The 14,330-nt window shown below is 58.3% G+C and carries 15 protein-coding genes, 7 tRNA genes and 1 riboswitch; of the genes, 9 read left to right on the forward strand and 13 right to left on the reverse strand.

Annotation, left to right across the window (positions count from 1 at the left end):
• Nucleotides 1–4: 4 nt before the first annotated feature.
• The 12 genes from hisG to ACT3RW_RS10025 form a co-directional block, all read right to left on the reverse strand.
• The gene (gene hisG, locus ACT3RW_RS09970) at nucleotides 5–853 is read right to left on the reverse strand and encodes an ATP phosphoribosyltransferase (protein ID WP_131088471.1); all 849 of its coding nucleotides are present in this window, start codon (nucleotides 851–853) and stop codon (nucleotides 5–7) included.
• Between the two features lie 138 nt (nucleotides 854–991).
• Nucleotides 992–1,255, reverse strand: a complete 264-nt coding sequence (locus tag ACT3RW_RS09975) for a phosphoribosyl-ATP diphosphatase (protein WP_131088472.1) — start codon at nucleotides 1,253–1,255, stop codon at nucleotides 992–994.
• Nucleotides 1,256–1,326: 71 nt separating this feature from the next.
• Complete coding sequence (gene ribH, locus ACT3RW_RS09980) at nucleotides 1,327–1,818, reverse strand: 6,7-dimethyl-8-ribityllumazine synthase (protein WP_444613635.1); 492 nt, start codon at nucleotides 1,816–1,818, stop codon at nucleotides 1,327–1,329.
• A gap of 27 nt (nucleotides 1,819–1,845) precedes the next feature.
• The gene (gene ribB, locus ACT3RW_RS09985; protein WP_444613636.1) at nucleotides 1,846–3,093 is read right to left on the reverse strand and encodes a 3,4-dihydroxy-2-butanone-4-phosphate synthase; all 1,248 of its coding nucleotides are present in this window, start codon (nucleotides 3,091–3,093) and stop codon (nucleotides 1,846–1,848) included.
• Nucleotides 3,093–3,716: a riboflavin synthase gene (locus tag ACT3RW_RS09990; RefSeq protein ID WP_262197495.1), complete on the reverse strand. Its 624-nt coding sequence runs from the start codon at nucleotides 3,714–3,716 to the stop codon at nucleotides 3,093–3,095. The genes ribB and ACT3RW_RS09990 overlap by 1 nt, the downstream gene beginning before the upstream one ends.
• Nucleotides 3,717–3,748: 32 nt before the next feature.
• Nucleotides 3,749–4,786, reverse strand: a complete 1,038-nt coding sequence (ribD, locus tag ACT3RW_RS09995) for a bifunctional diaminohydroxyphosphoribosylaminopyrimidine deaminase/5-amino-6-(5-phosphoribosylamino)uracil reductase RibD (RefSeq protein ID WP_444613637.1) — start codon at nucleotides 4,784–4,786, stop codon at nucleotides 3,749–3,751.
• 12 nt (nucleotides 4,787–4,798) lie between these two features.
• Nucleotides 4,799–5,500 (reverse strand): nicotinamide riboside transporter PnuC, encoded by a 702-nt coding sequence (gene pnuC / locus ACT3RW_RS10000; RefSeq protein WP_131089784.1) that lies wholly within the window; start codon nucleotides 5,498–5,500, stop codon nucleotides 4,799–4,801.
• Between the two features lie 115 nt (nucleotides 5,501–5,615).
• A riboswitch (FMN riboswitch) is annotated at nucleotides 5,616–5,753 on the reverse strand.
• A gap of 41 nt (nucleotides 5,754–5,794) precedes the next feature.
• Nucleotides 5,795–6,457, reverse strand: a complete 663-nt coding sequence (gene rpe / locus ACT3RW_RS10005) for a ribulose-phosphate 3-epimerase (protein ID WP_131088477.1) — start codon at nucleotides 6,455–6,457, stop codon at nucleotides 5,795–5,797.
• Nucleotides 6,458–6,482: 25 nt separating this feature from the next.
• Entirely contained in the window at nucleotides 6,483–8,009 is a 1,527-nt protein-coding gene (locus ACT3RW_RS10010) for an RsmB/NOP family class I SAM-dependent RNA methyltransferase (protein WP_444613638.1), read from the reverse strand.
• Complete coding sequence (gene fmt, locus ACT3RW_RS10015) at nucleotides 8,006–8,938, reverse strand: methionyl-tRNA formyltransferase (RefSeq protein WP_444613639.1); 933 nt, start codon at nucleotides 8,936–8,938, stop codon at nucleotides 8,006–8,008. The genes ACT3RW_RS10010 and fmt overlap by 4 nt, the downstream gene beginning before the upstream one ends.
• A 3-nt stretch (nucleotides 8,939–8,941) precedes the next feature.
• Nucleotides 8,942–9,505, reverse strand: coding sequence for a peptide deformylase (def, locus tag ACT3RW_RS10020; protein ID WP_444613640.1), 564 nt, complete (start codon nucleotides 9,503–9,505; stop codon nucleotides 8,942–8,944).
• Between the two features lie 92 nt (nucleotides 9,506–9,597).
• On the reverse strand, nucleotides 9,598–10,440 hold the full coding sequence (locus ACT3RW_RS10025; protein WP_444613641.1) for a PD-(D/E)XK nuclease family protein: 843 nt from the start codon (nucleotides 10,438–10,440) through the stop codon (nucleotides 9,598–9,600).
• Nucleotides 10,441–10,632: 192 nt separating this feature from the next.
• Between ACT3RW_RS10025 and ACT3RW_RS10030 the strand changes: the two genes are divergently transcribed.
• The 9 genes from ACT3RW_RS10030 (at nucleotide 10,633) to ACT3RW_RS10070 (ending at nucleotide 13,068) form a co-directional block, all read left to right on the forward strand.
• Nucleotides 10,633–10,705 (forward strand) — tRNA-Gly (locus tag ACT3RW_RS10030).
• Between the two features lie 54 nt (nucleotides 10,706–10,759).
• Nucleotides 10,760–10,830: transfer RNA gene (locus ACT3RW_RS10035), tRNA-Cys, on the forward strand.
• Between the two features lie 26 nt (nucleotides 10,831–10,856).
• Nucleotides 10,857–10,928, forward strand: a tRNA-Val gene (locus ACT3RW_RS10040).
• Nucleotides 10,929–10,976: 48 nt separating this feature from the next.
• A tRNA-Gly gene (locus ACT3RW_RS10045) sits at nucleotides 10,977–11,049 on the forward strand.
• A 52-nt stretch (nucleotides 11,050–11,101) separates the two neighbouring features.
• Nucleotides 11,102–11,173 (forward strand) — tRNA-Val (locus ACT3RW_RS10050).
• A 23-nt stretch (nucleotides 11,174–11,196) separates the two neighbouring features.
• Nucleotides 11,197–11,272, forward strand: a tRNA-Gly gene (locus ACT3RW_RS10055).
• 18 nt (nucleotides 11,273–11,290) lie between these two features.
• Nucleotides 11,291–11,366: transfer RNA gene (locus ACT3RW_RS10060), tRNA-Gly, on the forward strand.
• A 163-nt stretch (nucleotides 11,367–11,529) separates the two neighbouring features.
• Nucleotides 11,530–11,751: an antitoxin gene (locus ACT3RW_RS10065; RefSeq protein WP_131088481.1), complete on the forward strand. Its 222-nt coding sequence runs from the start codon at nucleotides 11,530–11,532 to the stop codon at nucleotides 11,749–11,751.
• Between the two features lie 132 nt (nucleotides 11,752–11,883).
• Nucleotides 11,884–13,068, forward strand: coding sequence for a benzoate/H(+) symporter BenE family transporter (locus tag ACT3RW_RS10070; RefSeq protein ID WP_444613642.1), 1,185 nt, complete (start codon nucleotides 11,884–11,886; stop codon nucleotides 13,066–13,068).
• Nucleotides 13,069–13,092: 24 nt separating this feature from the next.
• Here the strand turns inward: ACT3RW_RS10070 and zapE are convergent, their stop codons facing one another.
• Nucleotides 13,093–14,133 carry a cell division protein ZapE gene (gene zapE, locus ACT3RW_RS10075; RefSeq protein WP_444613643.1) on the reverse strand — a complete coding sequence of 347 codons (1,041 nt, stop codon included), beginning with the start codon at nucleotides 14,131–14,133 and terminating at the stop codon, nucleotides 13,093–13,095.
• Nucleotides 14,134–14,330 lie beyond the last annotated feature (197 nt).

Raw genomic sequence — 14,330 nt, forward strand, 5'->3', positions numbered from 1 at the left:
TCTACTAGATGCGGCAGGCGTGGATCTGGCTGACCAAGATGGCGCGAGCGCCCACGTCGTAAAGCTCATCCATGATGTTGTTGGTCTGCGACTTCTTGACCATCGCGCGAACGGCAACCCATTCAGAGTTGGCCAAATCCGAGACGGTTGGCGACTCCAGACCGGGGGTTAGGGCACACGCTTCCTCAGCCTGTTCGCGGCGCACGTCATAGTCAAGCATGACGTACTGGCGGGCTACAAGCACCCCGTTGAGGCGGCGGATGAGCACGTCAAGACCGGATGGCTTGTGGCCTACTCGGCCGATCAAGACGGCTTCAGACTTCAGCAGCGGATCGCCGAAAATTTCCATGCCCGCAGCCTTGATGGTGTTGCCAGTTTCGACAACATCGGCGATAGCATCGGCCACGCCAAGACGGACCGAGGACTCGATAGCGCCGTCAAGGCGAACGATCGATGCTTCGATGCCGGCCTTTTTGAGCAGGTTGCGCAACAGGATGTCGTAGCTGGTGGCGATGCGCTTGCCGTTGAGCTGCTGTGCGTCGTTGAAGGAACCGATCGGAGCGGCAAAGCGGAAGGTGGACTTGCCAATGCCGAGAGACAGCTTCTCTTCGACGTCGTCGTCCACGTCAGCGTCTAGGTACAAGTCACGACCGGTGATACCAACATCGAGGATGCCACGACCAACATAAACTGCGATATCGCGGGGACGCAGGTAGAAGAATTCAACCTGGTTTTCCTCATCGACTAGGACCAGTTCGCGAGTATCGCGGCGCTGGAGGTAGCCGGCTTCCTTGAACATAGTGGAAGCAATTTCAGACAGGGCACCCTTATTGGGTAGGGCTACGCGGAGCATTGTTGACTCATTTCGTCAGTGTGGCGCTGCGGCGTTCAGCCATAAACAAGCGCCAAGGATTAGATTCGTTGGCCGTTGTTTCTGCCGTGCAAGGTGGATGACCGGGTCTAGTGCGACCCGGTCGAGCACCTGCTACGGCTATAGATGCTTGTAAACGTCGGCCAAGGTCATTCCCTTGGCGATCATGAGAACCTGAAGGTGGTAGAGCAGCTGGGAGATTTCCTCAGCAGCGGCCTCGTCAGTTTCGTACTCCGCAGCCATCCAAACTTCGGCGGCCTCCTCGACAACTTTTTTACCGATGCCGTGGACACCAGAGTCGAGTTCGGTGACGGTACGAGAGCCTTCCGGGCGTTCTTGTGCCTTGAGCGATAGTTCGCTGAAGAGCTCGTCAAAAGTTTTCACGCTACCAATCTTAGCCCCGTTCATGTCGGTAGCTACATTTGCGTGCCCCTTTGTGACGGGCCAGCCGATAGCTACCCCAGCGCCGCGACGGTCATGACCGCTGCCGAATACGCTTCGTATCCCTTGTCTTCGCTGGAGTTTTCCAAGCCTGCACGCTCCAGTGCCTGCTCTTCGTTATCGCAGGTGAGAACGCCGAACCCAATAGGAGTTTTGGTGTCAACACTCACATTAGTTAAGCCGTTGGTCGCGGATAAACAGACGTAGTCAAAGTGCGGGGCGCCACCGCGGATGACCACACCGAGGGCGATGATCGCGTCGTAGTCGCTGGCTAGACTCGCTGCGGCAACCGGCAACTCAAAGGTGCCAGGAACACGAATCAGCGTGGTGCTTTGTTCGAGTCCCGCGTCTTTGGCAGCACGCTGCGCGCCGCTAATAAGTCCTTCCATGATGACTTCGTGCCAGCTTGCGGCGAGGATCGCAACCTTAAGACTGGAGAACTTCTTGCTCGATGCCAGATCTTTTAGCTGATCGGTAACGTTGGTTGGTGCTCCGTGCTTACTCATGAACTTCGTCCTTTGCAAGTAGCGAAATTAGGCGCCGTGGTAGGCGTTGTCTTCGGTTTCAGTCAGTACATCCGGCAGATCCAAGCGGTGCCCAAACCTGCTCTGCTTAGTGTGCAGGTAGGCGGAATTCTGCTCACGTGGCGTGATGCGCAGGGCGACTAGCTCGTCCACGGTGATGCCGGAGTTGGTGAGCTTGTCTTGTTTGTCCGGGTTGTTACTCAGCAGTCGAATAGTGTCGATTCCCATGGAGCGCAGGATGGCGGCCACCGCAAAGTATTCACGAGCGTCGGCTGGGAAGCCGAGGTGCAGGTTGGCATCCAGGGTGTCCATGCCGGCTTCTTGCAGGGCGTAGGCGCGCAGTTTGTTGGCCAGGCCGATGCCACGACCTTCGTGTCCGCGGATGTAGATGATGTGCCCACCTTCGGCGGCGATCTGTGCCATCGAAGCGTGTAGCTGTTCGCCACAATCACAACGGTAGGAGCCAAAGATGTCGCCGGTCAGGCATTCGGAATGGATCCGCACTAGGTTACTCGGCGCAGAACCGTTTGGTCCCCCGTGGCTGAGCACCATATGTTCGTGGCCTTCAGCGGTGGCAGCTCGTGCGGTGAAATCACCAAATGCGGTGGGCAGCTTGATCGGATCGGTCAGTTCAATTTCATCGTTAACTCGGCGCCAGCGTGCCAGATCGTCGATGGAAATGATGGGCAGGTGATGCTCGGCGGCAAAAGTGCGCAAATCATGTAGGCGCATCATTTCGCCGTCGTCGTTGGTGATTTCACCGATGACGCCCACCGGTTCCAGCCCGGCAGCTTGGCACAAATCCACGGCAGCTTCGGTGTGACCACGGCGATTAAGTACCCCGCCGGTGGCAGAGCGCAGCGGGAAAATGTGCCCGGGGAGCGAAAGCTGAGCTGGCGTGGTGTGCGGGTCGGCGAGCAAACGGGTGGTCAGCGCACGATCAGCGGCCGAAATTCCGGTGGTGATGCCTTGGGCGGCATCGGCGGTGACGGTAAACGCGGTGCCTTTAGCATCCTGGTTGATGCCCACCATGGGACCCAGACCCAGCGCGTCGGCGCGCTCGGCGGGCATCGGAACACAGATAACCCCGGAGGTATAGCGGATGGTGAAAGCCATCAGTTCGCGGGTGGCGTGCTGGGCGGCAAAAATGATGTCGCCTTCATTCTCGCGATCCTCATCGTCCACGACCACCACCGCTGATCCGGCGGCCAGCGCCGCGAGCGCAGTCGGGATGGAATCAAGGGTAGAGCCGGTCATTACTGCTGGCCCCCGAACTGGTTCAGGCGCGCGACGTACTTGGCCAGCACGTCAACCTCGATGTTTATTTTGTCGCCGACTTGGCGTGAGCCCATGGTGGTCTCGGCCAGGGTGATCGGGATGATCCCCACTTCGACCCAATGTTCACCTGTACTGCTGGCCGGTGACACCCCGGTGAGCGTCAGCGAAATACCATCAAGGGCGATGGAGCCTTTTTCGGCGGTGAGCGGTGCATAGGCGTCGTCGATCGAAATGCGGAAGGTGGTCCACTGTCCGTGGTCCTCACGGGCCAACACCTGGCCAACGGTATCAACGTGGCCCTGAACAACGTGGCCATCCAAGCGCGCACCGGCTGGAGTGCAGCGCTCAAGGTTGACCTGATCCCCGGTGGCCAGATCACCGGTGGAGGTGCGGCGCAGGGTTTCACCCATCACGTCCACACGCAGCTTTTCGCCATCAAGTTCGGTTGCGGTCAGGCAGACGCCGTTAACTGCCAAGGACCCTCCGAGTCCGAGGTCTTCGGTGTGCCCTGGTGCGCGCAGGGTGAGTACGGCCAGGTCTTGCTCGGGGAAGGATTCGATTCCTTCAATGGTGCCTTGGCCGGTGACAATTCCGGTAAACATTATTTCTCCTGAAAAATTTGGTGGGGCGATCGCTAGGACCGGGGCAATGGCTCAAGATGAAGCATGATGTCATCTCCCAGCCGGGTCAGCGACTCGTTGCTGGCAACATCTAGTCGGTAGCTATGGGCCTGGCTCAAGGTCGTGGTGGGCAGGTTCACCGAATTACTCCCGGCGCCAATTAACAACGGCGCCTGGTAGCAGTAGAGTTCGTCGGCCAGATCAGCGGCGATAAAGGCCGAAGCCACCGTCGCCCCGCCTTCGATCAACAGGTGCCCGATGCCCAGCTCATTGGCGCGGGAGATGATTTCATGTACGTCGTGCGTGGCGATCTGCTCCCACTGCGGGGTTTCCGCCAGCGCCAAACCCGCAGGCAACTCGCGGCGGCCCATGACCAATCGGTACGGCTGCTTTGCATGCAGCTGACCATCGCGGGTTCGGGCGCTGAGCCGTGGGTTATCCAGCACCGCAGTATTTGTCCCGACCAGGATCGCGTCAACTCGGGCGCGCAGGGCGTGGGCGTGATTGCGCGAAGCGTCCGAGGTGATCCACTGGCTGGTGCCATCGGGCGCATTAATTCGTCCATCCAAGGACTGCGCGAGCTTGACCGTAATAAACGGTCGCTGCGCTTCCTTGGCCATAAACCAGCGATGGTTGAGGTTTCGCGCTGCGCTATCGTCGCTGAACTGGGTGGCGGTAATGCCACGGCTACGCAGGTAGTCCGCTCCCCCGCTGGCCGCGGTATTGTCGCTGACCGCGTAATAGACCTGGCCGATGCCCGCCTTTGCGATCGCTTCCGCGCAGGGACCGGTGCGACCGGTGTGGTTGCACGGCTCAAGGGTGACGATCATCGCCAGTTCGGCAGCGATTGCACGGTCGATCTTGCCTAGTCGACGCAGTGCATCAACTTCGGCGTGCGGGTGGCCGGCACCTAGGTGGTAGCCGGTGGCGATGATATTGCCTCCGGCGTCAAGAATGCAGGCACCGACCAAGGGATTGGCGCCTCGATGTCCTCGCCCCGCGGTTTCTAGCGCGGTACGTAGCGCCGCTTCAAGCTGTTGCGGTTTCACCATGTCTTGGTGCCCCTAGCGTTGCGTGCTGATCGTCGGATCAGGCATGTCGGTGGCGATCTGGGGTTTTTCGTCGCGTTTGGACTTGGCCCAAACGAAGAATCCGATCAGCGTAAAAGCACCGTAGAACAGGTACATAAAGGCGCTGGCGTAGTAGCCGGCGGAGAACAGTAATGGCACACCTACGGCGTCCACAGCCACCCAAATCAGCCAGAATTCGACCCAACCCTTGGCCATGCCGTAGGTGGCGAGCATCGAACCAACAAAGGTCCAGGCATCGGCCCACACTGGTTCGTAGGATCCGAGGACCCGGAACAGTGGAGTGAGCGCCACGGTGCCCAGCAGCAAAATTGCTACCAGCGCCACGCGGGATTTATTGGATGCCCATTGTGGGGTGACGGCGTTACCGGTGCCATTTTTGGCCTGTTTCCAGCGGTACCAGCCGAATATCGACACAGCGATGAACATGATTTGGCGGCCGGCTTGTCCCCAGAGGTTGGCCGTGTAGCCGGTATCAAAGAGGCTGCCCAAAAAGACCGTGAGCAGTAGCAGGTTGCCGATAATGCCGATCGGCCAGGCCCAGACTTTACGGCGCATGCCGCCAACGGCGCTGGCCAGACCAAAGATATTGCCAACAACTTCGCGCACCAAAAGTGCCGAGGAGCCGATCGCAATTTGTGAGTTAAAAGCTTCTATGAGCCACCGCAGGAAATCCATCATTTCACCCTTCTCGAAGCGGCGGCTCCGGGGGTGTGCATTTGATGGGCCTGTGGCTCTGCTTTAGACAGATGCCCCTTGACGGGTCATCAGCAGTACCAATAGGCAAATCAAATTCGTGCTTCTCCCATCCAGACTTTAACTGTCGGTACCGGAATTTCACCAGTTCAACCGCTTCCTTGGCTTGTGGCCTTGGACGCGGGTCGCGGACTATCACCGCCGGTTCGGACTTACACCGACCCCGGAGCACGTATTCGTGTTTACTACAAGTTATTGTGGCACATTTGCGCCGGCTCAGTGTCCACCGAGTGCAAGGTTGCGTAATACGTCGATCTCGGCCGATGGCTCGGGCGCTGAGTAGACCGCGGAGCCGGCGACAAATACGTCGGCTCCAGCTTCAGCTGCGCGCAGAATCGTATCGCGCGAAATGCCGCCATCCACCTGAAGTGCGATGGGCTTTCCGGTGCCTTCGATCGCCGCACGAGTGCGCTTGATCTTAGGTAGTACCAAGTCAAGGAACTTTTGGCCGCCAAAGCCGGGCTCGACGGTCATCAGTAGAACCATGTCCAATTCCCCGAGCATGTCCAGGTAGGGCTCGATCGGCGTCGCTGGGCGCAACGCCATCGAGGCCTTGGAACCAGCGGCATGCAGCTCACGGGCCAACCGGATCGGAGCGGCGGAAGCTTCAGCGTGGAATGTGACAGAATCCACCCCGAGCTGCGCATATTCTGGCGCCCAACGATCGGCATTTTCAATCATCAGGTGCACATCGATGGGCAGCTTGGCTACCGAGTGCAGGGCCTGGACTACCGGCAAGCCGAGCGTGAGGTTAGGGACAAAGTGGTTGTCCATCACGTCCACGTGCACCCCGTCGGCGGTGTGGATCCGCTCTAATTCGCTGGCGAGGTTGGCAAAATCGGCGGACAGGATCGAAGGATTAATCCGTGGGTGACCCATAGGTGCTCCTTGTGACTCGGGTGAACTAGGACTTTTTGGTGATGATGGCCATGAACATGGCGTCGGTGCCGTGAATATGTGGCCACAACTGCACCGTGGTTCCATCCCCCAGGGCATGGGACGCGTCGGCATCCTGAGGGTACATCACCTTGGACACGGCCGATCCGGTATCTAGCAGGGCAGCATTCTCGTGGCGCTTGAGGAAGTCCTCAACCACCAAGCGGGTTTCAGCCTGATGTGGCGAGCAGGTAACAAAACCGACGACGCCACCAACGCGCACCGCGTTAAACGCCGCGTCCAGCAGTTCGCCCTGCAGCGCGGTCAGCTCAGGAATATCGCGAGGTGCCTTGCGCCAGCGAGATTCGGGACGACGACGCAGTGCACCGAGGCCTGAGCAGGGGGCATCAACCATGATTCGGTCGTAGTCCCCGGTGTAATCCGCCCCGCCGAAGGTGCGTCCGTCTTCTTCGGTCAGCATCCAGTAATCGTGCGGTACGGCATCCAACGAGTTGGCGACCAACCGTGCACGGTGAGTGGTTGGCTCGTTGGCGGTCAGTCGAGCATCACGCTGGACGGCAAGAGCGCCTAGCAGTGCGGCCTTACCGCCGGGGCCGGCGCACAAGTCCAACCAGTAGCGATCCTCGCCAGCTTCGGGCAATTCGATCCCGGCCAAGGCGCGGGCCATGACCTGGCTGCCGGCATCCTGAACGCGGACCGTGCCCTCTTTAACGCCGGGAACTCGTGCCACATCACCGTGCTTGTAGGTGGCAGAATCAGCGAGCAGGGTGCCCGGTTCAGCTCCAGCTTCAAGAGCACCGTCAAGATCGCCAAGACCTGGCAAGGCCACCAGATTCACCAACGGTGCCAGGTTGTCTGCCTGCAGCAACGCTTCGAGCTCGCCAGCATCTCGGCCGTGAGCGATCAACGCGCCACGCAAGGCGCGCACGATCCAGTCCGGATGTGAGTGCTCGATGGAAAGTCGCTGCGAATCCGAGGTTGCATCCTTGGTCAGCTGCTGGATCCATGCGTCGGCTTCTTGGGCTGAGACACGGCGTAGCACCGCGTTGATTAGCCCGGATGGACCGGCACCAATCTGTGCACGGGCCAAGGACACGGTCTCATCAAGGGCGGCATGCTTTGGCACGCGCATCGCCAAAAGCTGGTGGGCACCAACTCGAAGCGCATCTAGGATGGCCGGATCGAGCTCACTGAGCGGGCGGTCCACCAAGGTAGCCAAGATCGCGTCGTAGAAGCCCTGGCCACGTAATGCGCCGTAGGCCAGTTCGGTGGCAAAACCTGCGTCGCGGCGGTCCAGCTGATACTCACGAATCAGCTTTGGCAGCACCAAGTTGGCGTAAGCATCGGCGCCGGAAACTTCGCGCAGGACCTTGAAGGCTACCAGTCGAGCAGGGTTGGCCTGACGCTTACGCTGACCCGGAGCCGACGCTGAGAACTGACGTGGACCGGAACCGCCACGGTTTCGGGTGCGTCCCTGCTCATTACGACGTGCTTCGTTGTCGCGGTATCCCCCGCGTTGTTCTTGCCCGCTCATGCGAAGCTCACTTTCGTTCCCTGGGTGAGCACGCCACGTGCCCAGTCGGAGGCGTTCATCATTTTTTTGCCCGGAGGCTGAATTTGGGTGGGCTCAAGAGCCCAAGTTGCGGTGCCGATATACACCTTTGGCTGTTTGCCCGCCTCGATGCGTACTTCGCCGGGCGCCAAATCGGTCAGGTCGTGATGCTCGCGCAGTGGGCCGAACTTATAGCGTTTGTCTTCAACCTGAACCCAGGCTCCTGGGAACGGCGTGGTTCCGTGCGCGCGGCGACGGATTTCGGTGGCTGGACGAGTGAAGTCCAGCTGCGCGTCAACGTCGGTAATCTTCGGCGCATAGGTGTGCGAGCCGGACTGCGCGACAGCCAGCGCCTGCCCGGAATCCAAGGCCTGCAGGGTCTGAACCAGCAAGGTGGAGCCGGACTGGCTGAGCCGATCGAGCATGATGCCGGCAGTGTCTAATTCGTGGATCTGCTCGGTTACTTGGCCAAAGACCGGACCGGTATCCAGCCCGGTTTCAAGCTGGAAGGTCACTGCGCCGGTGATGTCATCGCCGTGGATGATCGAGTGTTGTACCGGGGCAGCGCCGCGCCATGCCGGCAGCAACGAGAAGTGAAGGTTGATCCACCCGTGCGTTGGTACGTTGAGGGCAGCTTCCGGGACCAGGCCACCATAAGCAACAATGGCTGCAGCATCGATGTTTAGCTCGCGTAGTGTGGCGGTGGTTTCCTCGGTAATTTTTGCTGCCTTGATGATCGGTATGTCAAGTTCAGCAGCACGCGCTGCCACCGCAGAAGGGGTCAGCACACGCTTACGCCCCAAAGGTGCGTCTGGTCGGGTTAATACCGCGGCGATCTCAAAACCTGCTTCGTGCAAGTAATTAAGCGAAGTGACCGCTACTTGCGGCGTACCGGCAAAAAGGATTCGCATGCTCTAGTTCCCCAATCCTGCGCCGAAGCTGGACCCCAAGGCACCAGCGCGTTTTTGCACGGTAGCGTTGGCGCTTTGTGCGTAGTTGGCTGCGCGCAGGGTGCGGTAGGCCGCCTTCTTTTCCTCTGGTGCTAGACGGTCCAAGAAAAGGATCCCGTCTAGGTGGTCCGTTTCGTGTTGGAAGCAACGGGCTAGCATGTCGGCGCCTTCAAGCTGCACCGGATTGCCGAACTTATCAAAACCACTAGCTTTTACGTACCGGCGACGAGGCACCGGTGCGGCAACACCTGGGATGGACAGACAACCTTCAACTTGATCGTCCTGAAAATCATCGCTTAGTTCCAGCACCGGGTTGACGATATGGCCACGTTCTTCACCAATTTGGTAGGTGAATACTCGCAGTGAAACGCCCACTTGTGGCGCGGCGAGGCCAGCGCCATGGACGTCTTCCATCGTCTGATCCATGTCTTCGACGAGCTTCTGGAGCTCCGGGCCAAAGTCGGTCACCTCCTGCGCTTGCGTGCGTAGAACGGGGTCTCCGATGATCCGAATTCCCAAAATCGCCATTATCCGCTGGTACCTTCCCTGCCGTTGACATTGGTGTTAGCTTCATTTTCACGAATGCTAACCGTTCTAGTCTACGCGGTCACGACCGGGCATTATTGAGTTGGCGGCGTGATTTCGGCCAGCGTAGCGCGAGACTGGGAAATCTTGTTCGACGCTTCCCAATTCCGCTTCAACGCGTAGAACTTCGCCCAATAGTCAGGAAGCGCCGGTGCAGGCGCCATAAATGTCCTGGTGCCGGTGTCCCCCAAGGCCACGGCGAGCAGCATTGCATCGGTGTCGTACTCCCACGGCTTCCACTGCCCTTGCTCGGCGTCCACAATTTGTTCTTCAGCTTTGCAGGCCGCGGCTAGTTGCATGATGACCTTGTCATCGGGACGCTTGACGATCCCGTCGCGGTCCGAGGTTTTGGTTTTGTAATCCACAATGCACACCCGACCGCCAATCTTTGCGACCAGGTCGATAGTTCCCGCGTAGCCAACACTTTCGTTCCAAATGGTGACCTCTGCTGCGAGCGGCTCAACGTTGTAGTCTGCCCACCACTTTTCAAAGTGCTGCAAGTACCCAAGCTCATTGTTCTGCTCCAGCGCAGCCTTGGCCGCGTCCACATCGTGCTCCATACCCAAGGCTCGAAGTGCAAAGGCTTCCGCGTAGTTATGTACTCGATCCCCGCGAGCGGCGGCTTGGTCACGATAGCTCTCGGAAGCGCTGGCGGCAGCGCGGATTAGCGAGCGCATTTGTCGCTGGTCCCCCAAGGCCTGCCCCAAACGCTGATCCTCAGAAAGGGCTTTCGCCGCCATGTACCCAGCCCATCCAGTTAGGTCCATGGCATCTGTGCCGATGACTGTGGTGATGGATGGGACAATCCCCGGTCCGCCGACTTGGCGACTGTACATGCGACCGGAGTCCGTCTGAATAGCTAATTTTGGAGAGGTCATGCACACGATCATGGCACGCAGCTACCCCGCTTCGCTCCTAGTCGTGACGGAAATATGAATTTCCCGCGTAGATCCGCGGTTTTTAAGCCCTGTGAACCAGATCTCAGCGTTTCGATTTGGATGGATGCGAATTCTCGTATAGAGTTTTTACTCGTTGGAAAGAACGGAAACGTTCAGAAAACAACACATTTTGCGGACATAGCTCAGCTGGTAGAGCGCAACCTTGCCAAGGTTGAGGTCGCGAGTTCGAACCTCGTTGTCCGCTCGCAAAAAGATTCACCGACTAGGTAAAACTAGTCACTCTGGTTTCGACCAGTATGGTGGGGTGGCCGAGAGGCGAGGCAGCGGCCTGCAAAGCCGTTTACGCGGGTTCGAATCCCGTCCCCACCTCGCAATGAAGATTGCAGATCTTTTTTGCGCGATTGGCGCAGCGGTAGCGCGCTTCCCTGACACGGAAGAGGTCACTGGTTCGATCCCAGTATCGCGCACGGAATTATGGTTCAGCAGACCATGAATCCAGTCATAAATAAATATATGCGGTCATAGCTCAGCTGGTAGAGCGCAACCTTGCCAAGGTTGAGGTCGCGAGTTCGAACCTCGTTGACCGCTCAGTGAATTCATTATTTTTTGAATTTTGTCGAGATTCATTCGTGAATCTTCGGCGCGATTGGCGCAGCGGTAGCGCGCTTCCCTGACACGGAAGAGGTCACTGGTTCGATCCCAGTATCGCGCACTGAACATCGTTGTGATGTTCATGCGGTCATAGCTCAGCTGGTAGAGCGCAACCTTGCCAAGGTTGAGGTCGCGAGTTCGAACCTCGTTGACCGCTCCATAACTTCATATAAATCCTGCGGTCATAGCTCAGCTGGTAGAGCGCAACCTTGCCAAGGTTGAGGTCGCGAGTTCGAACCTCGTTGACCGCTCCAATAAAAAATGGGAATCACTCCAAGTGGTTCCCATTTTTGCTTTAAGTTTTGTGACTCGACACGCCCGAGTTTCGCTTAGCTCTTCCATGTTTAGGTTTTTCAATTTAGGGTGGAAAACAGTTGTGGAGCTAAAGGGGTTCCCACAAACGAATGGAGGTGCAGCATGGCAGGATTTGATGATCTGCGTGGCAAGGCAGAGGAATTCGCGCAGGAGAACCCAGATCAGGTCTCGCAGGGTATCGATCAGGTCGGCGATTTCATCGACGACAAGACCGGTGGCAAGTTCGCTGACCAGGTAGACGGCATCCAGGGTGGTGCTAACGACTACGTCAACGGACTCGGCGGAGGCGCTGAGGGTGGCGAAGGCGAGAACAACGAAGGCTAATTGCTTCGTTTACTCCCCTCGGCCTTGCCCGAGCATCCCGAAAAGGTACCGACTGAGGTCGGTACCTTTTCTGTTTAACTTCACAAACGGAAGTGATTATCCCCAAGCCGGCTGTACCTGTAAAAATGAGTTATGGTTCCACGCACGTCCTCTGAAGATCACCTCAGTCAATCAATCATTGCCGGGTTGATAACAACCATGGTGGGTTTTGTCGCTTCCTTCGCAGTGGTACTCGCAGGATTGTTTCAGGTAGGGGCCACACCATCTCAAGCAGCCTCCGGATTGCTGGCGTTGTCGGTCTGCGTGGGGCTGTGCACGATCGCCCTGTCATGGCGCCACCGGATGCCGATCAGCATTGCCTGGTCCACACCGGGAGCGGCGATGCTTGCCTCACTGGCACCAGGCGCATTCAGTTTTGAACAGGCCATCGGCGCCTTCATCGTCAGCGGTGTACTGATTATTCTCACCGGTCTGCTCCCCGGGCTGCACAAGTTGCTGACCAAAATCCCGGTTCCGCTGGCTCAAGGCATGCTGGCCGGAGTGCTAGTTCCGCTGTGCATCAAACCGTTCACGGCGTTGGGAACTATTACCGTACCTGCGCTGGGAATCCTTTTGGTGTTCCTGATCGGGCTGCGTTTGCTACCGAAATTTGCGGTGGCGTTGAGTATGCTCGCAGCGGTGTGCTTCGGAATCTTCCACATCTGGCGCAACGGGTCGTGGGATCAACTTCAGGTGCTGCCGCAACTGCACTTTGTTACACCTGAATTCACCTGGCAAGCGATCGCGAGCATTAGTGTGCCGCTGTTTATCGTGACCATGGCCTCGCAGAACATCCCGGGCGTCGCGGTGCTCAATTCCTTCGGATACCAGCTTCCATGGCGGCCCTCAATGCTGTTCACCGGTGTCGGCTCGGCACTCGGTGCATTCTTCGGCGGTCATGCCATCAACCTAGCGGCCATCACTGCGGCATTGGCAGCAGGAGAACAAGCCGGGGCCAATCCGAAGTTACGCTGGCGAGCGGCCTTCAGCTCGGGCGGATTTTACCTCATCTTCGGTGCACTAAGCGCGTTGATCGTCTCGCTGGCCAACACCTCCCCTGAAGGACTGTTCCAAGCCGCCGCAGGGCTGGCACTACTCGCCACGCTCACCAGCGCTCTGCTCGGATCAATGAGCGATCCCACGTGGCGACTAAGCGCCCTGGCGACCGTGTTGGTCGCAGCCGGGAACTTGACCTTATTCGGAATCGGCGGTGCCTTCTGGGCACTGGTGGCCGGGCTGTTAACGCACTTCATCGCCGAGCGCAGTGCTCGGCGATGAAGAAAAGTTACGTGGCTCTAGGCGCTAGCTGACCTCTTCGCCGGCCTGACCTTCACGGGCTAGGGCAGTCAAACGTGACACCGCGCGGTAGTACTTCTTCTGGTAACCGCCAGACATCATCTCTGCGGTGAACAGTTCGCTAAACGGCTTGCCCGAAGCAACGATAGGAACATCTTTGTCGTACAGGCGGTCGGCGAGAACAACGAAGCGCAGGGCGATCGCCTGATCGGTAATGGTACCTACGTTGTGCAGGACCAGAACATCGGTTTCGGCCAGCAGCTGGCGGTAACGCGAAGGGTGAACCTGCGAGAGGTGGGCGAACAGATCGTCGAAATTATCCACGGCCAAGGTTTTCTCCGCATAGCGTTGCGTTGCGAAAGCCTCGATCTGATCATCGTCCAGTGGTACTGGCGCGTCAGGCAAACCACGGTGGCGGAAGTCTTCGCCGTCAACGCGGTGAACGTCGAACTGCTCGGAGAGGGTCTTGATTTCGCGCTGGAAATCCACCGCGGCAAATCGGCCGTCGCCCAAGGCACCAGGTAGCGTATTGGAGGTCGCGGCCAGCTTCACGCCAGCGTCAGAGAGTTCGCGCATCAGACGAGACATCAACACGGTGTCCCCCGGATCGTCCAATTCAAACTCGTCAATGCATACCAGCGAGTACTGGCTGAGTACTTCAACGGTCTGGCGGAAGGACAAAGCGCCAACGAGGTTGGTGTACTCCACGAAGGTTCCGAAGGCCTTGCGACCTGGGGCGGCGTGCCACAGCGAAGCAAGTAGGTGGGTCTTGCCCACGCCGAAACCACCATCAAGGTAGATACCGTTTTTGGTTTCCTTCTTCTTCCCGAACAATTTGGAGAAGAATGATCCCGAACCGTTTTTGCCGACGGTTTCCGCAAAAGCCTTGAGCTTATTAACTGCCTCGGCTTGCGAGGGCTGGGTCGGGTCCGGACGGTAGGTATCGAAGGACACTTCACCAAAGCGGTAGGACGGGTGGAAGCCGGCCAACAAGTCTTCGATTGAAACGTTGGGCTTGGTCTCGCTCAGGTGGGTGATCGTCGCCATTGGCTGTGAGAGTCCTTCAGTTGATTACTCAATAATTCGCAGCCTGCCATGGCAAGCCCAACGGTCAGTTTACCTTGAATGCTCGTGATGATTGCCTAAAATGTCGAAGCCCACACTGTGATCATCCGCGTTCGGGACTAGGGTAGAAGTAAAGCCCAAAGCCTGCTGTACCCAGCGGGCTAAATCATTAGAACTAC

Origin of the sequence: Glutamicibacter sp. AOP5-A2-18 (assembly GCF_052446055.1) — a bacterium.
Classification (GTDB): Bacteria; Actinomycetota; Actinomycetes; order Actinomycetales; family Micrococcaceae; genus Glutamicibacter.

Bases quoted from the DNA above. Each gene is read 5' to 3' on its own strand.
- fmt (WP_444613639.1), bottom strand. From the start codon at position 8,938: ATGCGAATCCTTTTTGCCGGTACGCCGCAAGTAGCGGTCACTTCGCTT.
- ACT3RW_RS09990 (WP_262197495.1), bottom strand. From the start codon at position 3,716: ATGTTTACCGGAATTGTCACCGGCCAAGGCACCATTGAAGGAATCGAA.
- hisG (WP_131088471.1), bottom strand. From the start codon at position 853: ATGCTCCGCGTAGCCCTACCCAATAAGGGTGCCCTGTCTGAAATTGCT.
- ACT3RW_RS10010 (WP_444613638.1), bottom strand. From the start codon at position 8,009: ATGAGCGGGCAAGAACAACGCGGGGGATACCGCGACAACGAAGCACGT.
- def (WP_444613640.1), bottom strand. From the start codon at position 9,505: ATGGCGATTTTGGGAATTCGGATCATCGGAGACCCCGTTCTACGCACG.
- zapE (WP_444613643.1), bottom strand. From the start codon at position 14,133: ATGGCGACGATCACCCACCTGAGCGAGACCAAGCCCAACGTTTCAATC.
- pnuC (WP_131089784.1), bottom strand. From the start codon at position 5,500: ATGGATTTCCTGCGGTGGCTCATAGAAGCTTTTAACTCACAAATTGCG.
- ACT3RW_RS10025 (WP_444613641.1), bottom strand. From the start codon at position 10,440: ATGACCTCTCCAAAATTAGCTATTCAGACGGACTCCGGTCGCATGTAC.
- ribH (WP_444613635.1), bottom strand. From the start codon at position 1,818: ATGAGTAAGCACGGAGCACCAACCAACGTTACCGATCAGCTAAAAGAT.
- rpe (WP_131088477.1), bottom strand. From the start codon at position 6,457: ATGGGTCACCCACGGATTAATCCTTCGATCCTGTCCGCCGATTTTGCC.
- ribD (WP_444613637.1), bottom strand. From the start codon at position 4,786: ATGGTGAAACCGCAACAGCTTGAAGCGGCGCTACGTACCGCGCTAGAA.
- ACT3RW_RS10070 (WP_444613642.1), top strand. From the start codon at position 11,884: ATGGTTCCACGCACGTCCTCTGAAGATCACCTCAGTCAATCAATCATT.
- ribB (WP_444613636.1), bottom strand. From the start codon at position 3,093: ATGACCGGCTCTACCCTTGATTCCATCCCGACTGCGCTCGCGGCGCTG.
- ACT3RW_RS10065 (WP_131088481.1), top strand. From the start codon at position 11,530: ATGGCAGGATTTGATGATCTGCGTGGCAAGGCAGAGGAATTCGCGCAG.